The sequence below is a fragment of the Vibrio sp. B1FIG11 genome, from assembly GCF_905175335.1.
Taxonomy (GTDB): domain Bacteria; phylum Pseudomonadota; class Gammaproteobacteria; order Enterobacterales; family Vibrionaceae; genus Vibrio; species Vibrio campbellii.
Window position 1 is genome coordinate 1,019,627 of sequence record NZ_HG992752.1, and the last position, 22,620, is coordinate 1,042,246.

Genomic DNA, 22,620 nt, shown 5'->3' on the forward strand with positions numbered 1-22,620 from the left:
TAATTTGATAGATCGAGTCGTTATGCGACCGCTAGATCAAGAATTTTTCGACTGTTTTCTAGGTCAATCGCTTGGTTCTCGCCAAGAACGGTCATGCCATGCTTTGATAGCTGTGCAATGACTGAGTCAATAGCGGCTTCACGATCATCACCGTAACCTTCAAGTTGAGTTGCGACGTCTAGCTGATGGTAGAAAGCTTCGATCGCTTGAATCGTGCGCTCTGCCAAATCTTCACCTTCTGATAAGCCAAATACGTTGCGACCCATTTGCTCAAGTTTAGGGCGTTTGAACTGCATTTGGTTACGAAGTAGTGATGGTTGGATGATTGCTAGTGAACGTGCGTGGTCTACGTGCCAAAGCGCCGTTAGCTCGTGACCAATCATGTGTGTTGCCCAGTCTTGAGGAACACCGCTACCGATAAGGCCGTTCAATGCTTGGTTTGCTGTCCACATTAGGTTGGCACGCCATTGGTCGTTGTCGCGCTCTGCGAACTGATCGCCCAGTACTTTAAGGTTTTTCAGTAGTGCTTCTGCGTAACCGTCTTGAACCATTGCGCCTGTTGGTAGTGTTAGATATTGCTCACAAACGTGAACCCATGCATCCACCAGACCATTGATAAGCTGACGCTCTGGTAGGGTTTTCATTACGTCTGGGTCAAGAACTGCAAACTTCGGTTGAACTGCAGGTGCTAAGAACGCCAATTTATCTTGCGTTTCTTTCTTAGTGATTACCGCGCCCATGTTTGACTCAGAACCTGTCGCAGGCAAAGTAAGAATGGCAGCAAGTGGTGTTGCTTCGGTTACTTGATGCTTGCCTACCATGATGTCCCAACCGTCACCGTCGTATTTTGCTGATGCTGCGACGTACTTAGAACCATCGATAACTGAACCACCACCTACAGCTAGGATAAAATCAACGTTTTGTTCTTTTACGATAGCTACCGCTTTATCTAGTGTTTCTTTGGTTGGGTTTGGCTCAACACCCGAAAACTCAAGCCACTCTCGGCCTTCCAATGCTTGCGCTACTTGATCGTAAACACCGTTCTTCTTGATCGAGCCGCCGCCGTAGATCACAAGTACTTTTTGGTCGGCAGGAATTGCGTCTTTGATTGCAGCGATTTGGCCTTGGCCGAAGAAGATTTGAGTTGGGTTGACGTATGAAAAGTTCATTATTATACCTCTTGCTTCCAATGTGAGGAGAGTGAATATGTGCATATTAGTACGTGCTGGAGTGGCTGAGTAGGCCGATTTCTGCAAATTTGTTGCCTATTCCTACATAATTGTGTTCATTGCTCTGGAACTGAGTGACGAACTCCAAGTATAGTGCGTGGCAAATGAATGGAGTGACAAAATGAAGACACTTGCTGAGAGCATGCAGCAATACGCGACGAAATTCGGCTTAGACGATCTCGAAGGGATTAAAGAAACCGCCATTGATGGGGTGTGGTTTTACCGTAGTAGTAAAGGGAATAATCGCCAACCTTTCGTGTACCAATCTGGCATTATCGTGTTAGGGCAAGGGTACAAGAACATCCATATTGGCCAAAGTCCGGTACGTTATGGACCCGATGATTATTTGGTGGTTGGCGTCCCGATGCCGCTCGAGTGTGAAGCGATTGCCGTCGACAATGAACCCTTGCTAGGTATCTCTATCGATATTTCTCCAGCACTGCTACAAAAACTCGTGAAGAAGCTGGAATCACAACGTTTTACTAATGTGTGTGAAGACGCCACTCGCTGCGGGTTAAAGTCGGTACAAATGAACGAGCAAATGCTTGATGCTTGTAAACGCCTGATGACGACGTTATGTGACGAGCTCGAGGTTGCCATGCTCGGTGAGATGCTTTTAGAAGAGATAGTTTACCGAGCATTGGTAAGCGAATCTGGCCATGTTCTCTTTGAATTGGCGCATCAAGAAGGCTCTTATGCTCGCGTAGCTAAAGCTCTCAATCGTGTTCATCAGGAATATCATGAACAACTGAATGTACAATCCTTGGCGGAGGAGGCGAACATGAGCGTATCTGCGTTTCATCAAGCCTTCAGAAGTGTCACTCTAGAGTCGCCTTTGCAATACATAAAAAAGGTGCGTCTCAACAAAGCGCGTGAACTTATCCAAGTAGAAGGGCGCAGAGTGAATGATGCTGCGAGGCTAGTAGGCTACAGCAGTCCGTCACAGTTCAGTCGCGAATATAAAAGACATTTTAATGAAACACCCAGATCAACAAAGGCTTAGTGATCTTTATTTCAATATTAGGACTTTTTTTCTCTTTTTTATTAATTTGCGATCGATATATTTATTTGAGTAGTGAAATTAGTTGTTGGTGCAAAATAAGATGTCAATTCTTGCAATCTATGAGTGGATTCTTGAGAGGTGTTGCTGAAAATTTATAAATAAGTAGTGTGAAATTCTGCACTTGTACTTAAGTTATTTTACGTCGAAACAAAAGTAAAAGGTACGCAACAATAAAGCGTATTTTGTATTGTATTAACAATAACTTAAGGAAGAGCAATATGTACCTTAGAAACGGGAAAGCAGGAAAGAGTGTATTCACACTCAGTACTTTGACTGCATCTTGTCTAATGGCATTCAACAGCTACGCAGCCGTTGACTGTACACCTCTAGAAGCTTGGGATTCATCGAAAGTTTATAATGGTGGTGACCAAGTTCAGCACGAAAATAGCGCATATAAAGCGCGCTACTGGACGCAAAACAACAACCCTGCTCAGTCAGGTGAATGGGGTGAGTGGGAAAACCTTGGCGCTTGTGATGGCGGCCCTGTTGATCCACCACTTAACGAAGTACCGACTGTTTCACTAACTTCTCCTTCTGCGTCTGCTTCTATTACAGCTGGTGACATCGTTAACCTTGCAGCAGACGCTGCAGACACTGATGGCACAATCAGCAAAGTTGAATTCTTTGTTGATGGCGCATTGGTTGGCACATCAACCGCAGCACCTTTTACTGCTTCATGGACGGCGACAGAGGGTGTTCACGAGTTCTCAACTAAAGCTTACGACGACAAAAACGCAGCGAGCACTGTGAGTGCTGTTACGCTTACAGTTGCTGCTGGTCAACCTGGTAACGAAGCACCAACGGTAGACGTAGCGCTATCAACCACTTCTGTTGAGCTTGGCGGTACGGTAACGGTTTCTGCTACTGCGGCAGACGCGGATGGTACGGTTGCTAAAGTTGAGTTCTTTGCCGCAGGAGCTTTGATTGGTACAGCGACCGCTGCGCCTTACGCTGTTGATTTCACTCCAGCAGCGGCTGGCTCGGTATCGATTTATGCTAAAGCGACTGACGATGCTGGCGCAACAACAGATTCTTCCCTTGTATCACTATCAGTAAATGGTGGTGCAGTAACTTCAAACTGTCGTCCTGATGGCCTGTACCAAACTGCTGGTGTGGATGTACCTTACTGTACGATTTACGACAAAGACGGCCGTGAATTGATGGGTGCCGATCACCCACGTCGAGTGATTGGTTACTTCACAAGCTGGCGTAGTGGTGATGACCCACAAGCGGCTTACCTTGTGAAAGACATTCCTTGGGATCAGCTAACTCACATTAACTACGCGTTTGTGAGCATCGGTTCAGACGGTAAAGTGAACGTTGGTGACGTGACTGATCCAACTAACCCTGCAACTGGTAAAACTTGGCCGGGTGTAGAAGTAGACCCAGCACTAGGCTTTAAAGGTCACTTCGGTGCACTTGCTACTTACAAGCAAAAGCATGACGTTAAAACGCTGATCTCGATCGGTGGTTGGGCTGAAACAGGTGGCCACTTCGGCGCAGACGGTAATCGTGTTGCGGATGGTGGCTTCTACACGATGACAACCAACGCAGACGGTTCAATCAACCACGCAGGTATCGAGAAGTTCGCGACTTCTGCAGTTGAAATGATGCGTACATACAAATTCGATGGTCTAGACATCGACTACGAGTACCCAACGTCTATGGCGGGTGCAGGTAACCCTTACGATAAAGACTTCATGGAACCACGTCGTCCATACCTATGGGCTTCATACCAAGAGCTAATGAAGGTCCTACGTGAGAAACTGGACGCAGCATCTGCACAAGATGGCATCCACTACATGCTGACTATCGCAGCGCCTTCGTCGGGTTACCTACTGCGTGGTATGGAAACCTTTGATGTTACTAAGTACCTCGATTACGTGAACATCATGTCTTACGACTTGCACGGTGCTTGGAACGATCACGTTGGTCACAACGCGGCACTGTTTGATACAGGTAAAGACTCTGAGCTTGCTCAATGGAACGTTTACGGCACGGCTGCTTACGGCGGTATCGGTTACTTGAACACTGACTGGGCTTACCATTACTTCCGTGGTTCAATGCCTGCTGGTCGTATCAATATTGGTGTGCCTTACTACACCCGTGGTTGGCAAGGTGTAACAGGTGGCGAAAATGGTCTTTGGGGCCGCGCTGCACTACCTAACCAATCAGAGTGTGCACCAGGTACTGGTGAAGGTGAGAAGAACAACTGTGGTCACGGTGCTCTAGGTATCGATAACATGTGGCACGATACTGACCCTAAAGGTAACGAAATGGGGGCAGGCTCTAACCCAATGTGGCACGCGAAGAACCTAGAGAAGGGTATTTGGGGTTCTTACGCTCAAGCTTACGGTCTAGATCCTGTGAACGATCCATCAGACCAATTGGTGGGTACGTACACGCGTAACTACGATGATGTTGCAGTAGCACCATGGCTATGGAACGCAGAGAAGAGTGTATTCCTATCAACAGAAGACAAAGCGTCTGTTGAAGTGAAGGCGGACTACGTTATCGATAAAGAGATCGGCGGTATCATGTTCTGGGAGCTAGCAGGTGACTACAACTGTTACGTACTAGACGCGAATGGTAACCGTACTACGATTGATGCAACTGAACAGGCTTGTGCAGCGGGTAATGGTGAGTACCACATGGGTAACACTATGACTAAAGCGATTTACGACAAGTTTAAGTCTGCAACACCTTACGGTAACAAGATTGCGACAGGTGCTATCCCAACTGAAGCTGTTGATATCGCAGTGAGCGTTGGTGGCTTTAAAGTGGGTGACCAAAACTACCCAATCAACCCTAAGATCACGTTTACAAACAACACAGGTCAAGCGATTCCTGGCGGTACTGAATTCCAGTTCGACATTCCTGTATCGGCACCGGATAACGCGAAAGATCAGTCTGGTGGTGGCCTAAGCGTGATTGCTTCTGGACATACTCGTGCGAACAACATTGGTGGTTTGGATGGTGTAATGCACCGTGTATCTTTCTCGCTACCAGCATGGAAAGACCTACCAGCGGGCGGCACTTACGAGCTTGACATGGTTTACTACCTACCAATCTCTGGCCCTGCTAACTACACGGTGATTTCTGGTGGTAAAGAGTTCGCGTTCAAGTTTGAGCAACCAGACCTACCGATCGGTGACTTAAACTCTGGCACTGGTGGCGGCGGTGGTACTGAGCCTGGTACTTGTGACACAACAGGCCTTGTGACTTACCCTGACTTCCCACAAACGGACTGGCAAGGTAACCCAAGCCACGCTAACCAAGGTGATAAAGTGATTCACAATGGTGTGGTATACCAAGCAAACTGGTGGACAGCATCAGAGCCGGGTAGTGACGGTAGCTGGTCGACAGTATGTAACGTTTAATCCAGATTGAATGGATAACAAAAGCGCGCGATTTAAATCGCGCGCTTTTTTATTGTGGGGGGAATATGATTTTGTTGCTTTGGATTATTGCAAATAGACGCTTGAGTAAACGATCAGAACTCATAACCTTCAGGAATAACCACGATCCCTTTTTCTGATACATGAAATCGTTTGGCGTCTTCGATTTTGTTGATACCAATTTGTGTGTGCGGTGGAATACGAACGTGTTTATCAATAATGCAACTGACGAGCTGGCTGCCTTCACCCACCTCAACATCATCGAAAATAATACTATCGACGACGGTTGCGCTGTCTTGAATACGCACGTTGGACGCGATAACAGAGTGCTGAACGGAACCTCCGGAGTTAATGACGCCATTGGCAATGATGGAGTTAATAAAAATCCCTTCATTACCTGTCGCCGATGATACGGTTCTTGCTGGTGGAAATTGTGCTTCATAAGTACGCACTGCCCAATTTGGCTGATACAAGTTCATTGGTGGAACGGGTTCTAACAAATCCATGTTGGCCTCGTAGAAAGAATCGATCGTCCCTACATCGCGCCAGTAACAATCTTTGTCTACACGACCTTTACTACCGCAGAACTTATAAGCGTAAACGGATTGAGTGTCGATCAGCTTAGGAATGATGTCTTTTCCAAAGTCATGGCTTGAGTCTTCAAGCTTTGCATCTTCTTCTAGTACATCTTGCAGAACGTCCATATCAAAGATATAAATGCCCATAGAGGCAAGGCTCTGAGTTGGGTCATCTGGCAGGGTAGGTGGGTTCTCCGGTTTCTCGATGAAGGATTCAACTAAGCCGTTTTCTTTGATGCCCATTACGCCAAAAGCCGTGGCATCCTCTACCGGGACATCCATACAAGCAACGGTGAGTTTTGCGCCGTTTTCTTTGTGCTCTTCCAGCATCGCAGCATAATCCATGCGGTAGATATGGTCACCAGAAAGAACAACCACATACTTGGCATCATTGCGAGAGAGTAACCACATGTTGTGGTAGATGGCATCTGCTGTGCCTTCATACCATGCACCACCTTTGCGCATTTGGGGTGGAACGGCTGTGATGTATTCACCAAGTTCGGGATTAAAGATCGACCAACCATCTCGTAAATGTTTTTGTAGCGAGTGTGATTTGTATTGAGTTAAAACCAATATCTTCCTCAAACCTGAATGAAGACAGTTAGTTAGAGTGAAATCGATAATACGATATTTACCACCAAATGGGACGGCTGGTTTGGCTCTATCATCGGTAAGAGGGCTCAATCTTGATCCCATACCGCCAGCTAAAATTACAGCGAGTGCGTCTTGCATAATGTTCCCTTTCCCTTGTATTACGTACTTCGAAAGCAACTTAAAGCCCGAGGAGTTAGCCAACTGCAGGAGGCTTTCGAGTGACGTTGTTGAGTGTCCTTTGAACTTATAAATGGTAATGCTATATAACGTAGTACAAGATTCGAGCCATAGAATTTTGTCAACAAAATCAATGCACTCAGTAGAAGAGGGTGTTGTCGATGCACTATATTAGGGAGTGGAAAAATAGACCGTGCACTATAGTGGTGAGAGTGGTGTAAGTACTCCAAGTTACAAAAGCCGATTTACAATGTAAAGGAATTCAAAAACAGTATGTTAGAGCATGTTCATAGCAAAACGGGAGCCAAATGGCTCCCGTTTCTCGTCAATCTTCTTGTTTTTATGAAAGGCCGATAATATTGCCTTGATCATCAAGATCTAAGTTCATAAATGCAGGTTTGTCTGGCAGGCCTGGCATAGTCATTACGTTCCCAGACAGTGCGTAAACAAAGCCCGCGCCAGCACATAAACGCAGCTCACGAATTGGTACGGTAAAACCACTTGGCGCGCCTTTTATGGCTGAATCCGTTGTGATTGAAAGCGGGGTTTTCGCAATGCACACCGCTAAGTCATCAAAGCCTAATTTCTCAAAGTGTGCCAGTTGTTGTTTCGCTAGCTCGCTCATTTCGATGTTTGATGCACCATAGCCCACTTCACATACTGCCATCAGCTTTTCTTTCAAGGATTGCTTTTTGGTGTAAAGAGGGTGGAATTGAGCGCCTTGCTCACAAGTTTCAACAACGTGCTGTGCGAGTTCAATAGCGCCTTCGCCACCTTGTGCAAATGCGGTGCTTACTGCCACTTTTACTTTAGGGTTAAAGCGCTCAATCAATGCTTTCAGCTCTGCCAATTCTTGTTCTGAATCTTGTGGGAACTGGTTGATGGCAACAACTGCAGGGATTCCGTATTTATGCACGTTATTAATGTGCCATTTCAGGTTTTCGAATCCGGCTTCAAGTGCGGCTTGGTCTGGATTGAAAATAGAGTCTGGAATCGCCATACCTGGTCGTAAGTCGTAGTGACCTGAGTTTGCTTTCAAACCACGAAGGGTCGCGACAATTACCACACAATCTGGTGCACGGTCAGCGGCTGATGCTTTAATGTTACACGCTTTCTCAAAGCCCATGTCTGAGCCAAATCCTGCCTCAGTGACAACGTAACCAGAAAGTTTTAACGCAATCTGGTCTGCAATGATGGAAGAGTTACCGTGAGCGATGTTGGCAAATGGACCTGCGTGGATCAGAGTAGGTACGCCTTCAAGCGTTTGCATTAGAGTAGGGGCAATGGTCTCTTTCAATGTGACCGCCATGGCACCGGCAACTTGCAAATCTTCAGTCGTCACTGGTTTACCATTCAAATCATAAGCAACGACGATGCGACCAATACGCTTACGAAGATCTTTAAGGTCATTTGCTAGCGCAAGGATAGCCATGAGCTCGGACGCGGCAGAAATATCAAAACCTTCTTCACGTTCGAAGCCGTTGATGTTCTTACCTTCTTCATTCAAGCCTATTTTTACCATGCGCAGTGCTCGGTCGTTGTGGTCCATCACACGTTTCCATGTGATTCGCTCAACATCGATTTTCAGCGCTTTTAAACCCGTACGAGCTTCAAATGCATCGTAACCTTCACGTTGTTCATGGTAGAGACGTGCATCAAGTGCTGCTGACGCTAGGTTATGCGCGGCCGTGACAGCATGGATATCGCCAGTTAAATGAAGGTTGAGCTCATCCATTGGCGCCACTTGAGAGTAACCACCACCACCAGCGCCTCCTTTGACACCAAAGACAGGCCCCATAGAAGGCTGACGAATACACGCCATCACAGATTGGTTAATCTTGGATAGACCTTGAGATAGACCGATTGTGGTAACCGTTTTGCCTTCACCCAGTGGGGTAGGCGTAATTGCAGTGACCAACACCAATTTACCATCTTGATTGTCAGTTAGACGCTCAAGACATTGGGGATGAACTTTAGCTTTGTGTTTTCCGTGCGTATCGAGTTCGTGCGGCAAAAGACCTGCGTTTGCGGCGACAGTAGCGATAGAAGACAACGGTGTGTTTCGGCAAATTTCAATATCAGACAGCATGGATACTCCCAAAAAATGGCTAACACGTGGCGTTCAACACTAGACAAGTAAAAGCTTGTTTAGTGTTGCGCAAACGTTTGCGCGAGAATAATACTGGTAAAATAAGAGGTGTAAAGCAGTTCGTGCGCCTTAGCGTGCTACATCATAACAAAAAACACTAAATACTGCGCTAGATCAAAACAAAAAGGCCACCTAATGGTGACCTTTGCGTGTTTTTTGCTCTAAGTGCTTGGTTCTTAGCGATCCCAGTATGTCTCTTCTAGGCTGTCTTCACGCTCTGGCAGTGCGCGAGATAGGCGAGGAGAGTGCTGAGTTAACACTTCGTAGCTTACGCGGTTTGCGTACTTACAAATCTGAGATAGAGAAGAGTAAGTTAGGCAACGTACTTCGTGTTTCTCTGAACCTGGCACTTCTTTCTGGTGGAAAGAGTTAGCCGCCATATCGTGCAGAAGTGCAGACAGTGCCGCATCACCTGCGCCATTGGTGTTCTTGATTTCAAGAGGGCCACCAAGGTAAGGACCAATATGAGAATACACTTTCATTGGTGCTTTACAGTCGTCTTTGCGCATTGCACGGCTAAATTCAAACTTGTTGAACTCTTCGATAGAGCCTTCAAGAATGTCATGTGTGGTTTCACGTTTTACTTTCTCTTCCGTGTAACCCGCCATGTAAAGACCATCTGGGCCAGCAGTACAAAGTACAAGGTCTACCCACTCAAGTGCTTTATCTGCAGCCGCAAGAGGGTCGGTTTCACCTGTTAGTGCAGCACCTTCTTCTTCGTTCATCGCAACGACAGATACGTTGTCGCGAATGTACTCTTGCCACCATTCTGCATTGCCTTCAATCACGTATTTTGTACCTAGAGTTAGTACTACAGGGACTTCGTGCTTCTTAGCAAATTCGATTGCGCGCTGAACCGCTTGAGGCATTTGGTCTTCTTTCTTACCACGCATAAGGTAAGAAGAAACCACAAGAGCTGATGCTTTAGTAAAGACTTCTTCAGGGATGCTTTCCGGAGACAGCTTGTTCATGTGGCCTTCGTTAATTGCGAAGGTACGCTCGCCGTCTTGAGAAATTAGCGTGTAGCAACGACCAATAGGACCATCTACCGTTTGCAGGTGGTTAAGGTTCATGCGAGAAGAGGTGCGGCATAGGTAGCGGTATGCAAAAGAACCCACTTGGATGTTCTTCGACATTACGCCTAAGAGTACTGATTTACTATCAGCCAAAACAGAGTAGTTATGTAGTGTGTTGCCGATAGTATCACCAGGGTATTGGTGAGTAATCAGGCCTTGTTCTACTAACTCTTCATACAATGCGTCTGCTTTGCTCTCTTCAAGAACGAGAGAATGACCTTTACTAAGGTTGTATTTTTCTAAAAACGCATCGTCTACGCGCGCTTCGATATCAACGATGGTTTGACCAACACCGACAATCGTTGGGCGGTACAGCTTAGGCGCCTGTCGGATTTGGTTGACTAATGGATCTCGAGCGTGAGTTGGAAAGTAGTGTTTAGATTTTCGCTGACCAGGAAACTTCATGCTTGTTCTTGAGTGAGAAAAAAAGAGGCGGGATTGTATCACAAAATTTTGAAATTCGTTGCGTTTTATTACAAAGAAATTTGCCCGCTGAAAAATGCAGCGGGCTGATGTTTTTACAAGCGATTTGGGGTTAATTTGTAGGAGTTACAGTCGGTTCGACGTAAGCTTTGGTTCCGTACAATGGGACCGTTGATAGGCTGTGCTTAAAGCTGCCTTCTGTCTCTTTCGTTGTGTAAGACAAGTAAAGCAATGTTTGGTTTTCAGGATCGTAGATACGACGCACTTTCATGGTTTTGAAGAAGATACTCTTCGACTTCTTAAAGACCACTTCACCAGACTTGCTCTTATCGATTTTTGCAATCATTTCTGGGTAATGTCACCAGTTTGGCGACAAGAGATAGAGCTGTCACTTGGATCGGACAAGCTCAGGTTTGCTTCGATAGAGGCGATGTGACAAGTAACACCTGTCACCACTTCATCTTGTAGGTGACCGATTTTAATGTCTTTCATTGTGAACATACCAAGCGACACGTCACCGACTTCATTGTCGCTACAGCTAGCTAATACAGTGATCAATCCAAGCGCAAGCAAGCTCTTTTTCATTTTTCTTCCCTTAAATAGGCTAATTTATTAACTCAATTTATCAGACGTGCACGGTTAAAACAAAATTTGGCGTTACCTCAGGACTTTAGCTAGGTTTGTAAGAGGCTTCATGCTAATGTACCGCTCCAGAACAGGTGAGCACTACATTTCTAATCAAAGTCCTGTCTTTTACTCGCTGTAAGTTTCATCATTAGCAGCGCTTAAGGTAAGAAAATGAACGAACAACAGTTAGAAAGCATTAAAAGAAAAAACGCGTGGTTGCATGATTTGGTGGAAGTTGAGTTTCCAACAAAAGAGAGTTTGGAAGGCCGCGCAATCTACACACGAATGCTTGAAGAGCAATCGTACCAAGTTGTCGAAAAGTCTTTACTACTAGATAAAGAGCAGCGTTTAACCGCTGAAGATATCTTTCTTGTCGATTTTCATCGACTTACGGTCATGTTTTCTATTTTGCAGTCGCAACGTTGGTCTGATAAGCATGAACAAGAAATGATTGTCGAGTACCTTACTCAAATCATACTCTCACCGGAATTTGAACTTTACGTTGGTTTTGCTGAGGGCGAAGCCGTTGGCGCCGCGATTGTAAGTCAATATGAAGGCAATACCGTTATTTCTGACACTGTGGTTTCTCAAAATTTAGATAAGACTCAGTTTGTCTCAGATTTAGCGAAAAAATTGAACGCCGATCAAAAATTGTATGAAACAATAGTTTTAGAAAATTGATTCAAGTCGAGGCTCGCTTGGGCTTCGACATTTAATATAAGCACAACTCCTTTCTCGGCTGGGTAAAAAATGACTAAGCGTTTGACGCGTTTATTGGCTCTATTAATGTGCTTAGGGACGGCCGCAGTCAATGCTGATGAATCTGATTGGGAAATCAAAAGAATATTGGTACTTCACTCGTATGAACCGTCCTACCAATGGACGAATGACATTCAAAACGGGATCGAAGAAGGGTTTGAGCAAACCAACAATGAAGTAAAATTATCCATCGAATATCTGGATGCCAAGCGTGTGCATTCTGATGGTTACTTTGAGCGTATGGCGAACTACTTACAGCTCAAATATGCTGACTATACTTTTGATGGCGTCATCATTTCAGATGATGCGGCCTTGCAGTTTGCCAAGCGATACCTCTCCAATGAAAATCGTTCCACACCTCTTGTTGCTGTGGGCATAAACAATACACAAGCCACGTTAGATAGCCTCAGTACAGATGGCAGTATTCTCTACGAGCAGGACCGCGTAGAAGAAAACATCAAACTCATTAATCAATTGCGACCAGGTATTAAAAACCTGTATTACCTAGCTGATCGTAGTATGACATCAGAGCTTATTCATAAGCGTGTCATTGCGGAGATGGCAAAGTATCCGCGCATAAACGTAATTGAGCTTCGCGATGAGACTTTGGCGGATGCGTCCAACCGATTAAAAAATATTGACCCTAACGATGCAGTATTACTGACTCACTTTAATACTGAGCTGGAAAAAGGGGCGTATCATTCATACCAAGAAGTGGCTCATGTGGTCGGTAAGAAAAGTGCCGCACCGGTATTTGTGTTGTGGGAAATGTATTTGGATGAGCCCGGCATTCTTGGGGGATTCGTTAATCGCTCTGAACAATATGGATACTCTGCGTCAGAGCTAATGGCGAGCAAGCTTGGTCTCTCAATGACTAAGGTCGGGGACGAACTGATTTCTGAGGCGGTATTAGACTACAACGCGTTGGAGCATTACGGCATTAGTCGATTCGACGTGCCAAGAAGCGCGCACATCATCAATTCGCCACCACCTGCGATTCAAGTGAACATTAAATTACTCTTGTTCGCGTGTGCATTGATTGTTTTACTGTCTTTGGTGATTGTTAGCCAGTTCATGACGATTAGACAACGTAAAGTCATCGATCAGAAAAACCGTAAAATCGTCACCTTGCAAAAGCGTACTTTGAATGTGCAGAAGGAGATGATTCACGTTCTCGGTGAAGCCATAGAGTCGCGCTCCGGTGAAACCGGTCAACACGTTAAGCGCGTCGCGAGACTCTCGGCAACTTTGGCTGAGTTTTGCGGATTGAGTCACCGAGAAGTCGAAATGATAGAAGTGATCAGCCCAATGCATGATGTGGGCAAAATCTCGGTTCCGGAGTCCATTCTCGATAAGAACGGTCAGTTGAACGCAGAAGAATGGGAGATCATGAAGCGTCATACCGTCAAAGGTTATGAACTGCTGAGCAATCGCGAGGGCGAAATTGCCAAATTGGCTGCGGTTGTCGCACATGAACACCATGAGCGCTGGGACGGTACCGGCTACCCAAATGGATTGAAGGGGGAAGAGATTCATCTCTTTGCACGTATTGTGGCGATTGCGGATGTGTTTGATGCTTTGCTAAGTGAGCGTTGCTATAAACGTGCTTGGACAATCGAGGAAGTGGTTGAACTTTTCAAGCGTGAGCAAGGCAAACACTTTGACCCAGCCCTGAGTCAATTACTACTGGATAATTTAGATGACTTTATAGAAGTGCGCTTTATGTATCCAGATAACGATATTTAATTCAATCTATCATTGCCGAGTGAAGTTTCATATTTCTAACTTATGGGGCTTCATTCGGTGATCTTGCTTAGAAAAACGTTAATTCCCTTTTCTCATTTCTACGAAATGCCAAGTCTGTCGTTTAAACATTTCAAAACTTACCTATTATGTTGATACATATTTAGTACAAATAAATAAGTTAATAAGAACAACGTTAATTGTTCAACGAATGGTTTGAGATATTTGTTGGCGGGGGAAGGCGTATGGCTATCAACAATATTAAGTGCGTCATATTCGATTGTGACGGTACGCTGGTCGACAGCGAAAGCTTGTGCTGTCAGGCATTGGTTAATGTGTTTGAGCAATACGGCGTAGAGATGAGCTTTGAAGAGTGCGTCGCACATTTCAAAGGTGGCAAGTTGGCCGATATCCTGCGTGATGCCAAAGCGCTCATGAACGTTAATGTGTCTATTGATGTTCTTGAACCACAATACCGTGAGGAGTTACAGAAACTGTTTGTCCGCCACCTAAAACCAATGGATGGCGCAAAGCGTCTTATTCAATTCTTGGATTCACACAACATCGAGTATTGTGTGGCTTCTAATGGGCCGAAAGACAAGATCGAATACTCGCTTGAGCTAACAGGGCTGCTAGATGCGTTTAAAGGAAAAGTCTTTTCTGCTTTCGACGCGAATAGCTGGAAGCCAGAGCCTGATTTGATTATGTACAGCGCGATGAATATGGGTTTTCTGCCAAGCGATTGTTTGTATATTGATGACACCCCAAAGGGCGTTGAGGCTGGATTAAACGCAGGTGTGAAAACAGTGCAGCTTTACAACGGCGCGCCAATCAACCGAGTGGAAGACGAGCGCGTTATCCGAATTCATCATCTCGACGAACTAAAAGAGCAGCTCTTAGGCTGCTCAGTCTAATGACAAACGTTACTCAAGCTATGGATATGTTTGAATTTGGCTTGTAGAAACGGAGTTTGGTGTAAACATTGGATGGAAGAGAAGTTTTTCGTGTGGAACCCGCAAGAGGCGCATGTGAATTTCTCACCGTCGGATGAAATCATATATTCATCGCATTGGCAGAGTGGACACTGAAGATCTTCAGTGTCTTTTGTTTTGTAATTATTCATATTGTTCACCAGCAGCAAAATTAAATTGGCAAGATCTAGAATAGCTGAACACCTATCCTTTGAACATTCTTTCATCAAATTCCGAAGATTATTTCGATTCACTTCAAAGTAAATTAATTTGCTACTCAGTTCATACTTGATTAAATAAATACACGTTTGTTTACAAGTCGGGAAAACTCTATGGTGCTTTCCTAGGCAACGTTAAAACACCTACTGAAAAAGGGCTCCAAAAACGGAGCCCTTTGCATTTGGTATCCCTTAGATTGTATCGATTTGAACCTACTTACCTGATGGCGAAACGGTATTTAAGCCGTTCGGTAGCGTTTCAATACTTCGCCAAGTGAAACAGAAGCGTGGGTTAAATTGGTTACGCCAACTGTCGATTGCTGTGCCACTTCACGAATGGTGTTGGATTGTGAGCGAATATCTGACAGCTCAGATGCAATGTCATTTGCAACCGCACTTTGTTCTTCTGCTGACGTCGAGATCTGAATACTCATGTCCATCAAAGATCGTGCAGAATCAGCGATAGCAGTCACGTCCCCTCCAATTTCATCGATCAATTGACTACTGGTTTGAGCTTGCTGAACGGTACGCTCAGTAATTGATGCAATGTTTCGGCTCTCAGATTGAAGCTTTTCAATCATGGCTTGGATCTCAACCGTCGCTTGCTGGGTACGGCTTGCAAGGGTGCGGACTTCGTCTGCAACTACGGCAAACCCACGGCCTTGCTCACCGGCACGAGCGGCTTCAATAGCAGCATTTAATGCGAGCAGATTAGTTTGCTCCGAGATGGCGTTGATCGTCGTGATGACATCATTAATCTGCGTCGTGTTTTCATTCAAACTGCTTACTGACGTTGACGCCTGTTCGATGTAACTTGAAAGGGTTTCAATCTCTGAAATGACGCTTTGGACGCGAGTGCGGCTATTTTCAATCTGCTGGGCATCTTGGTCTGATTGAAGTGTCGCTTGTTGAGAAATACTCGACACCTCTTTTGCTGACGCCGTCATCTCTTCCATTGCCGTGGCGACAGAATCCAGCGTTTGATATTGATGCGCAATTTGAGTTTCACTCAACTTCATGTCTTGTTCGAACGCGGCAGAAGTTTCGCTCATTGTATTGGCATTGTCTTTTACGCTGTTTACTAATTCAGTTAGCGTATCCATTGATTTATCGAGCGCACAGCCAATCGTACCAAACTCATCTCGCCCCGGATGGAAACCAAGACGAGAGGTTAAGTCTCCTTCACCAATCTTTTGTGTGGTGGTGTAAAGCACCCAAAGTGCGCCGCCAAGGAAAGTGGCAACCCAGTAATTGAACAGGGCAAACGGCACCACCCAAAGAAAGCTCAGAAGAAAAGAGGTCAGGGCGTCAGATTTAGCTTGCTCAAATTGGCGTGAAAGGTTTTCTGTCAGTTGGATTGCCTGACCGGAATTCAGCTTCGCGTAAGCCGTTACCGTTCCATTGTTGAACGTCGTATCACCGGCGTTACTTGTACTCACCACACCATTTAGGTTCGCCAAGCTTTGAGGCTGCGCTTGGATAATACCCGCAAGTTTGGCTTCTACAGTAAGGATAGACTGGTCTTCAAACTGCTGAATATCATTGAAATATCGGCTTCCTGCCACTGAAGTAAGAGTCACTAGGAATAGAAGAAAAATGACCCAGATTTTGTCGTTGATAGACATTTTAATAAATAGCTTATCTATCGTTCTAAACTCAACTTCTCTCATTAATCGCTCCATTTGAGATGAAAAGGGGTGAACTAAATTAGAGAACTATCGAAACAAAATATGAGATGGTAATCAGCAAAATATGTAACGAGCAGTTGATTGATTTCAAATTATGAGAACTGTGATCACATCTAACGGTATGTTATATCTATTAATGACAATTACATTGATTAATTTTAACAATGAACTGCATATGAATTAGCGGCAAATCTGACTAAAAGTCAGTAGGTTAGGAGAGATGTTGCGCAAACGTTTACTTATGATTTCTGTCATAGCTTTCTAAATCTTTACTTCTCGCTGTCATGAATGTGTCATATAAAGGCTATAAAAAGGAGTTGCTGTCATCGATGAAGAAAAGAAATGGCAGTAAAGATTGAAGCAAGATTGCTTCAGGAGATGTAACACAAAGGAGGTCACAATGAGCGACCAATACCACAACGACGAATGCCTAGAGATGCTTGATGCACTTGAAATCGGTATTATCTTGTCGGACTACATTGGCTCAGAAGACGAAGCCGAATAAGTACAATTAGTACTCTCACCGCGTCACAACAGACGTTATACTTAAGTTCATGTAAGACGAGCCAAAAGGCCACTCACAGCGTCTAATGAACTTTCTAGCCCACCTGCATATTGCAGATCACTGTAATAGCCACTTAATGGGAAACTTGCTTGGAGATTTCGTAAAGGGAGATCCAAGCAAGCAGTATCAGACTGATATTTCCAATGGCATAAAACTCCACCGTTTTGTCGATCGTATCACCGATCACCATTCCATTGTTGAAGAGTGCAAACCGCATTTTACGGGCGTATCACGTCGCTTTGCGCCAATTGCATTGGATATGTTTTGGGACCATTGCTTAGCGAAGCACTGGCATGCATTTAGTCACCAGTCTTTAGATTCGTTTGTCCGAGACGCGTATCAGCAAGTGAATAACCAAATTTCTGATGAGTTACCACCACGATTTTTATTGCTTCACAGTCGAATGTGGAGTGGAGGGTGGCTGCAGTCTTATCGAGACTTGGAGAACATCGAGTTTGCGCTTCATCGAATGTCACAAAGAAGCCCTCGTATGGCCGACCTCACTACGACATTTGAAGTTCTCGATCGCGAATATGAACAATTGGAAGGGAAGTTTTCGGCGCTTTATCAAGATGTTCTGGAGCAATCCAGCCAATTCCATCAACAGTTAGTGAATTCATTCATAACTCAATAATTTCATAGCGCCTTGTCTGCTAAAGGTAGTATGACCAAAGGCGCTCTGGTAAACTCTGCGCTCCAAAAATTATGAGGTTTATCATGTCCGTTAATTTCGCTGATCTTGGCATTGAACAACAGTTGGTTGATACCCTAAGCGGTATGAATATTGTTACTCCGACACCTGTTCAAGAAAAGTCGATTCCACACGTATTGGAAGGCAAAGATCTCCTAGCTGCTGCGCAAACAGGTACTGGCAAAACTGCCGCATTTGGCTTACCTATCATCCAATCGGTTCAGCAGAAGAAACGTAACGGCGCACCACAAGCACTCATTCTTGTACCTACGCGAGAGCTTGCTCAACAAGTTATGGATAACCTGACTCAGTACGCAGCAAATACGAACCTTCAGATTGTTTGTGTTTATGGTGGTACGAGCATCGGCGTTCAAAAGAAAAAGTTGGAAGAGGGCGCAGATATTCTTATCGCGACGCCAGGTCGTTTGCTGGATCACTTGTTTAACGGCAATGTAATCATCGCTAAAACGGGCATTCTTGTACTTGATGAAGCAGACCGCATGTTAGACATGGGTTTCTGGCCAGATCTGCAACGCATTCTTCGTCGTCTACCTCAAGACAAACAAACCATGCTGTTCTCAGCAACGTTTGAGAAGCGCATTAAAACCATTGCTTATAAGCTGATGGACTCTCCAGTTGAAGTGGAAGTGTCGCCAGCCAACACTACGGCAGAAACCGTTAAGCAAATGGTTTATCCAGTTGATAAAAAGCGTAAACGTGAGCTATTGGCTTACTTAATTGGTTCTCGTAACTGGCAACAAGTGCTTGTCTTTACAAAAACCAAGCAAGGCAGTGATGAGCTAGCAAAAGAGCTTAAACTGGATGGGATCAAAGCGGTCTCTATCAACGGCGACAAATCTCAAGGTGCTCGTCAACGTGCTCTTGATGAGTTTAAAGCAGGTAAAGTACGTGCGTTAATCGCAACCGATGTGGCTGCTCGTGGTCTGGACATTCAAGAGCTAGAGCAAGTGGTGAACTTCGATATGCCGTTTAAAGCCGAAGATTATGTTCATCGTATCGGGCGTACAGGTCGCGCTGGTAAATCAGGCTTGGCGGTTTCTTTAATGAGCCGCGACGAAGAGTACTTATTGACGGCGATTGAAAACCTACTTGACCAACGTTTACCGCAAGAATGGTTAGAAGGTTTCGAACCGAGTTTAATCGAAGAGGTTGAGCCAGAGCGTAACGGTGGTGGTCGCCGTAAGAGTCGCTCTTCGGAAAAACGTAAGATGAAAGCGAAACTCGCTATTCATAAAAACCGCGGTAAAAACCGAAAATAAAAGGTGATGGCGGTTATCAATGACTTTGATTACGCCGTCTTAACTTCTTGGTAGGCTTCAAGCGTTTGAGGCATCGCCAGTAAATAGCCTTGATACATATCGAAACCGAGCTTTTTCATTAAATTAAGTTGATGCTCGGTTTCAATTCCTTCTATAACGGTTTTTGAGCGAATATCTTTTGCCAAAGACAATGCTTCCATCAAACACGCAAAGTCGCCACTCTCATATCGCAAAAGTAATGATCGGTCTATTTTGATGATGTTTGGTCTCACGCATTTCACGCGTTCAACCGTTGAGGCGTCAACTCCGTAATCATCGATGGCAAGCATATAGCCGTTATCACTGAGTTCTTTCGTCGCTTTATAGAGAAAGTTCTCGTCACTCGCATCCAACTCCACTAATTCCATCACGATTTGTTCACGGCGGAGATCTGCTTCGATGATGGCTTGCTTCAATAGGTTGCTGTACGACATGTCTTTCGCAAGCATTTCTGCTGCTTTAGGTAAGACATTAAGAAAAAGCTTTTTGTTGCTAAACTTGGATTGGCCAAAATTACTGATGTGGATCAGGCGGCTTAATCGCTCGACATTAATTTGGTCTTTGACTGGAATGGTATTGGATTGGAAAAATTGGTCTGGTCTTATCATTTGTCCGTCTTGGTTACTAATACGAACCAGAGCTTCAAGGCCGATGATAGAAAGATCTCTCTGATAAATAGGTTGAAACACACTCCTCAGCGTCAGTTGCTTGTAGTGTGCAATATACTGCCCATCTAATTGTTTTGAAATGCAGCCAAGCAGCTGCGTGATGCTCATCATTATTGTTGTAACCTAGACCAAGATACTTCCACTGATGCTTAACTGATTGTTGTGCATCTAGTTTTACTACAGTAGTTTGAATCTAATTGTGGCAGTGGGGTTAAGGCAAGAGAGTTAGCGTTGATTGAACGGAAATATCGACCAGCATCAAACAAATCGATGAACGGGCTGATAATCTACCCGTTGCAATTTGATGCTACCACTGTAAGACCGCATAAAGTTGAAGGTATTTTCGAACCAGTTGTTGCTTGTTCGATCGGCGCAAAGGATGGCCAAATTTAATGTAGCAAGGACTAATACCAAAGCGCGTATCAAGTGAGCGGGTCAGCTGTGACTCACTTGTGTAAAGCGTAATGCCTTGTTCTGTGTATTCAGTGATTGGCTCAGGAAGTTCACCCATCCACCAGTGCAAAAGTTCGCGGCTGGTTTTGCTGCGACTGATCCAGTGGTCACTGACTAAAAACAACAAGTCGTTGGGCTGTAGGGCATAGCCATATTCGCTTTGCCATTCCATGATGGAGGAGAGCAAGTTCTCTCGACAAGAATTACCGGCACTCACCATATGATGACTTAACACCCAAACTGTGCCTATCTCAGAGGTGATTCGATAATGGTGAGGCAAGTCGGGAGAATCAAGTACTTCAATGGGTTTGATGATACTGCTGTGGCCAAAGTGACGAAACGTATGTTCCATTCGTCTTGCGAAGGCCATTCCTAGATGGTGTTCGCTCATTCCTTGGTTATGCACCGCAGGATAATGCTTCTCACAAAGTTTGAGGCAATCGTCCTGAAAATCATTGACACTTTGGATGACTAAGTCGAGTAGCAAAGAATATCCCTTAACGGTTAACAAATTGAACGGCGAAAGGTTAGCATAGTCCTTTTAGGATAGACTAATTTCGATAGGCAACTTCTTGATCTAAACATCAAAATTGAGAATAGAGTTCCGCAGGTAAAATATGATCAAACTAGAAAGAGCACAAAAAGAAGTGTTGGCAGCCGCCATCCAAGAATATATGCAAGACGAGTTAGAAGTGGAAATCGGTCAATTTGATAGTGAGTTTTTGATTGATTTCATCACGGAGAAACTGGCGCCTTTTTATTACAACAAAGGCATTGAGGACGCAAAATCCGTTATTGAACGACGTATGCTTGAGATGAATGATGAACTGTATGAGATCGAGCAAGAAGTTCAACTCTAACTATCAGTTTTTAAAGTGATTTAAAGTTCCTTCTAATTTTTCGAACAAGTTGTTTGAAAAGGTATTATTGGTTGGATGTAAAGGATGGTAAATAATCTGTTTCATACAAGGTAAATAAGTTAATGTTGTGTTTCTTGCTCAACATCAACTTAGGAATATATCTAGGAACGTGAGATGGAAACACTGGTAAAGAATTACAACCTACCTGCGCGATTTATGCATTGGCTATCGGCGCTTTGCATTATCGGCTTATTTGCTGTGGGTTTGTGGATGGTCGATCTTAGCTATTACAGTGAATGGTATCGTACTGCACCACATTATCACCGCTCTGTGGGCATTTTATTAGCAATCCTCACTTTGGCACGCATCGTATGGAAACATGTGACGGCGTCACCAAAAGTGGAAGGGAAACCTTATGAAGTCGTTGCCGCGAAATCCGCGCATGGTGTGATGTATCTATTACTCATCACTATCTTTATTTCAGGTTACCTCATCTCAACATCTGATGGCCGTGGAATCGAAGTATTTAATTGGTTCACGGTACCCGGCGCAGGGGAGTTATTCCCGAGCCAGTCGGATATTGCAGGTGAAATTCACTTCTACGCAGCTTGGGCTGTAATCCTAATGGCAGGTTTACACGCTGTTGCTGCACTAAAACATCACTTTATCGATAAAGACAACACATTAAGAAAAATGTTAGGAGCTTCAAAATGAAAAAGTCACTTTTCGCTACAGGATTAGCAATCGCTATGGCACTACCGTTTGGTGCTAACGCTGCAGATTATGTTATCGATACAAAAGGTGCTCACGCATCAATCAACTTCAAAGTTAGCCACCTAGGTTACAGCTTCATCAAAGGTCGTTTTAATACATTTTCTGGTGACTTTTCTTTTGATGAAAAAAACATCGCTGATTCTAAAGTAAACGTAGTGGTTGATACGACAAGCCTTGACTCAAACCATGCTGAACGTGACAAGCACATCCGTAGCGGCGACTTCATCGACGCAGGCAAATACAGCGAAGCGACGTTCAAGAGTACAAAAGTTGTAGACAAAGGCAACGGTAAGCTAGACGTAACGGGTGATCTGACTCTTCACGGCGTAACAAAACCAATCACAATCGAAGCGGAATTTGTTGGTGCAGGTAACGACCCATGGGGTGGTGAGCGTGCAGGTTTCATCGGTCAAACTCGTCTTGAGCTTGCTGATTTTGAAATTCCAGTAATGGGTTCTTCAAGCTACGTTGATATGGAACTGCACATCGAAGGTGTTAAGAAGTAACTTCTCGTTCTTCACCATATACCTCGTTCTCAACGACATAAATGCAGAAAGCGCTCTTAAATAAGAGCGCTTTTTATTGGTGCCAACTTGT

17 protein-coding genes and 1 pseudogene are annotated in these 22,620 nt (G+C 44.6%); 10 read left to right on the forward strand and 8 right to left on the reverse strand.

The window, feature by feature from the left end; genetic code table 11:
* Positions 1-20: 20 nt before the first annotated feature.
* The gene (locus KHO06_RS21420) at positions 21-1,169 is read right to left on the reverse strand and encodes an iron-containing alcohol dehydrogenase (protein WP_043883406.1); all 1,149 of its coding nucleotides are present in this window, start codon (positions 1,167-1,169) and stop codon (positions 21-23) included.
* Positions 1,170-1,350: 181 nt separating this feature from the next.
* Here KHO06_RS21420 and KHO06_RS21425 point away from each other — a divergent pair, with 181 nt between their 5' ends.
* On the forward strand, positions 1,351-2,232 hold the full coding sequence (locus KHO06_RS21425; RefSeq protein WP_212583370.1) for an AraC family transcriptional regulator: 882 nt from the start codon (positions 1,351-1,353) through the stop codon (positions 2,230-2,232).
* Between the two features lie 278 nt (positions 2,233-2,510).
* A complete protein-coding gene (locus tag KHO06_RS21430; RefSeq protein WP_212583371.1) occupies positions 2,511-5,672 on the forward strand; it encodes a glycosyl hydrolase family 18 protein in 3,162 nt (1,053 codons plus the stop codon).
* Between the two features lie 113 nt (positions 5,673-5,785).
* Here KHO06_RS21430 and glgC read toward each other — a convergent pair whose 3' ends face one another.
* The 4 genes and pseudogenes from glgC to KHO06_RS21450 all read right to left on the reverse strand — a co-directional run bounded on the left by glgC (position 5,786) and on the right by KHO06_RS21450 (position 11,272).
* On the reverse strand, positions 5,786-7,000 hold the full coding sequence (gene glgC, locus KHO06_RS21435; RefSeq protein ID WP_212583372.1) for a glucose-1-phosphate adenylyltransferase: 1,215 nt from the start codon (positions 6,998-7,000) through the stop codon (positions 5,786-5,788).
* Between the two features lie 379 nt (positions 7,001-7,379).
* On the reverse strand, positions 7,380-9,128 hold the full coding sequence (locus tag KHO06_RS21440; protein WP_212583373.1) for a formate--tetrahydrofolate ligase: 1,749 nt from the start codon (positions 9,126-9,128) through the stop codon (positions 7,380-7,382).
* A 236-nt stretch (positions 9,129-9,364) separates the two neighbouring features.
* Positions 9,365-10,669: an inosine/guanosine kinase gene (locus KHO06_RS21445; RefSeq protein ID WP_038889254.1), complete on the reverse strand. Its 1,305-nt coding sequence runs from the start codon at positions 10,667-10,669 to the stop codon at positions 9,365-9,367.
* Between the two features lie 130 nt (positions 10,670-10,799).
* Positions 10,800-11,272: pseudogene (locus KHO06_RS21450) on the reverse strand (CreA family protein).
* Between the two features lie 213 nt (positions 11,273-11,485).
* Between KHO06_RS21450 and KHO06_RS21455 the strand changes: the two are divergent.
* The 3 genes from KHO06_RS21455 (at position 11,486) to KHO06_RS21465 (ending at position 14,730) form a co-directional block, all read left to right on the forward strand.
* Entirely contained in the window at positions 11,486-11,995 is a 510-nt protein-coding gene (locus KHO06_RS21455) for a hypothetical protein (protein WP_005431602.1), read from the forward strand.
* Between the two features lie 69 nt (positions 11,996-12,064).
* Complete coding sequence (locus KHO06_RS21460) at positions 12,065-13,819, forward strand: HD domain-containing phosphohydrolase (protein ID WP_050909063.1); 1,755 nt, start codon at positions 12,065-12,067, stop codon at positions 13,817-13,819.
* A gap of 242 nt (positions 13,820-14,061) precedes the next feature.
* Positions 14,062-14,730 (forward strand): HAD-IA family hydrolase, encoded by a 669-nt coding sequence (locus KHO06_RS21465; RefSeq protein ID WP_045376554.1) that lies wholly within the window; start codon positions 14,062-14,064, stop codon positions 14,728-14,730.
* A 514-nt stretch (positions 14,731-15,244) separates the two neighbouring features.
* On the opposite strand, the gene KHO06_RS21470 is transcribed toward KHO06_RS21465, so the two are convergent.
* Positions 15,245-16,675 (reverse strand): methyl-accepting chemotaxis protein, encoded by a 1,431-nt coding sequence (locus KHO06_RS21470; RefSeq protein WP_212583374.1) that lies wholly within the window; start codon positions 16,673-16,675, stop codon positions 15,245-15,247.
* A 608-nt stretch (positions 16,676-17,283) separates the two neighbouring features.
* Between KHO06_RS21470 and KHO06_RS21475 the strand changes: the two genes are divergently transcribed.
* Together KHO06_RS21475 and KHO06_RS21480 are read left to right on the forward strand one after the other, a co-directional pair.
* Positions 17,284-17,892 carry an ACP phosphodiesterase gene (locus KHO06_RS21475; protein WP_212583375.1) on the forward strand — a complete coding sequence of 203 codons (609 nt, stop codon included), beginning with the start codon at positions 17,284-17,286 and terminating at the stop codon, positions 17,890-17,892.
* Positions 17,893-17,975: 83 nt separating this feature from the next.
* Complete coding sequence (locus tag KHO06_RS21480) at positions 17,976-19,229, forward strand: DEAD/DEAH box helicase (protein WP_038889251.1); 1,254 nt, start codon at positions 17,976-17,978, stop codon at positions 19,227-19,229.
* 29 nt (positions 19,230-19,258) lie between these two features.
* Here KHO06_RS21480 and KHO06_RS21485 read toward each other — a convergent pair whose 3' ends face one another.
* Positions 19,259-20,047 carry an EAL domain-containing protein gene (locus tag KHO06_RS21485; RefSeq protein WP_038889250.1) on the reverse strand — a complete coding sequence of 263 codons (789 nt, stop codon included), beginning with the start codon at positions 20,045-20,047 and terminating at the stop codon, positions 19,259-19,261.
* A gap of 196 nt (positions 20,048-20,243) precedes the next feature.
* Entirely contained in the window at positions 20,244-20,876 is a 633-nt protein-coding gene (locus KHO06_RS21490) for a hypothetical protein (protein ID WP_010649307.1), read from the reverse strand.
* A 130-nt stretch (positions 20,877-21,006) separates the two neighbouring features.
* Between KHO06_RS21490 and KHO06_RS21495 the strand changes: the two genes are divergently transcribed.
* The 3 genes from KHO06_RS21495 to KHO06_RS21505 all read left to right on the forward strand — a co-directional run bounded on the left by KHO06_RS21495 (position 21,007) and on the right by KHO06_RS21505 (position 22,529).
* Positions 21,007-21,249, forward strand: coding sequence for a DUF2164 domain-containing protein (locus tag KHO06_RS21495; protein ID WP_038889249.1), 243 nt, complete (start codon positions 21,007-21,009; stop codon positions 21,247-21,249).
* A 174-nt stretch (positions 21,250-21,423) separates the two neighbouring features.
* Positions 21,424-21,963: a cytochrome b gene (locus KHO06_RS21500; RefSeq protein WP_212583376.1), complete on the forward strand. Its 540-nt coding sequence runs from the start codon at positions 21,424-21,426 to the stop codon at positions 21,961-21,963.
* Positions 21,960-22,529: a YceI family protein gene (locus KHO06_RS21505; RefSeq protein WP_038889246.1), complete on the forward strand. Its 570-nt coding sequence runs from the start codon at positions 21,960-21,962 to the stop codon at positions 22,527-22,529. Before KHO06_RS21500 ends, KHO06_RS21505 begins: the two co-directional genes overlap by 4 nt.
* Positions 22,530-22,620 lie beyond the last annotated feature (91 nt).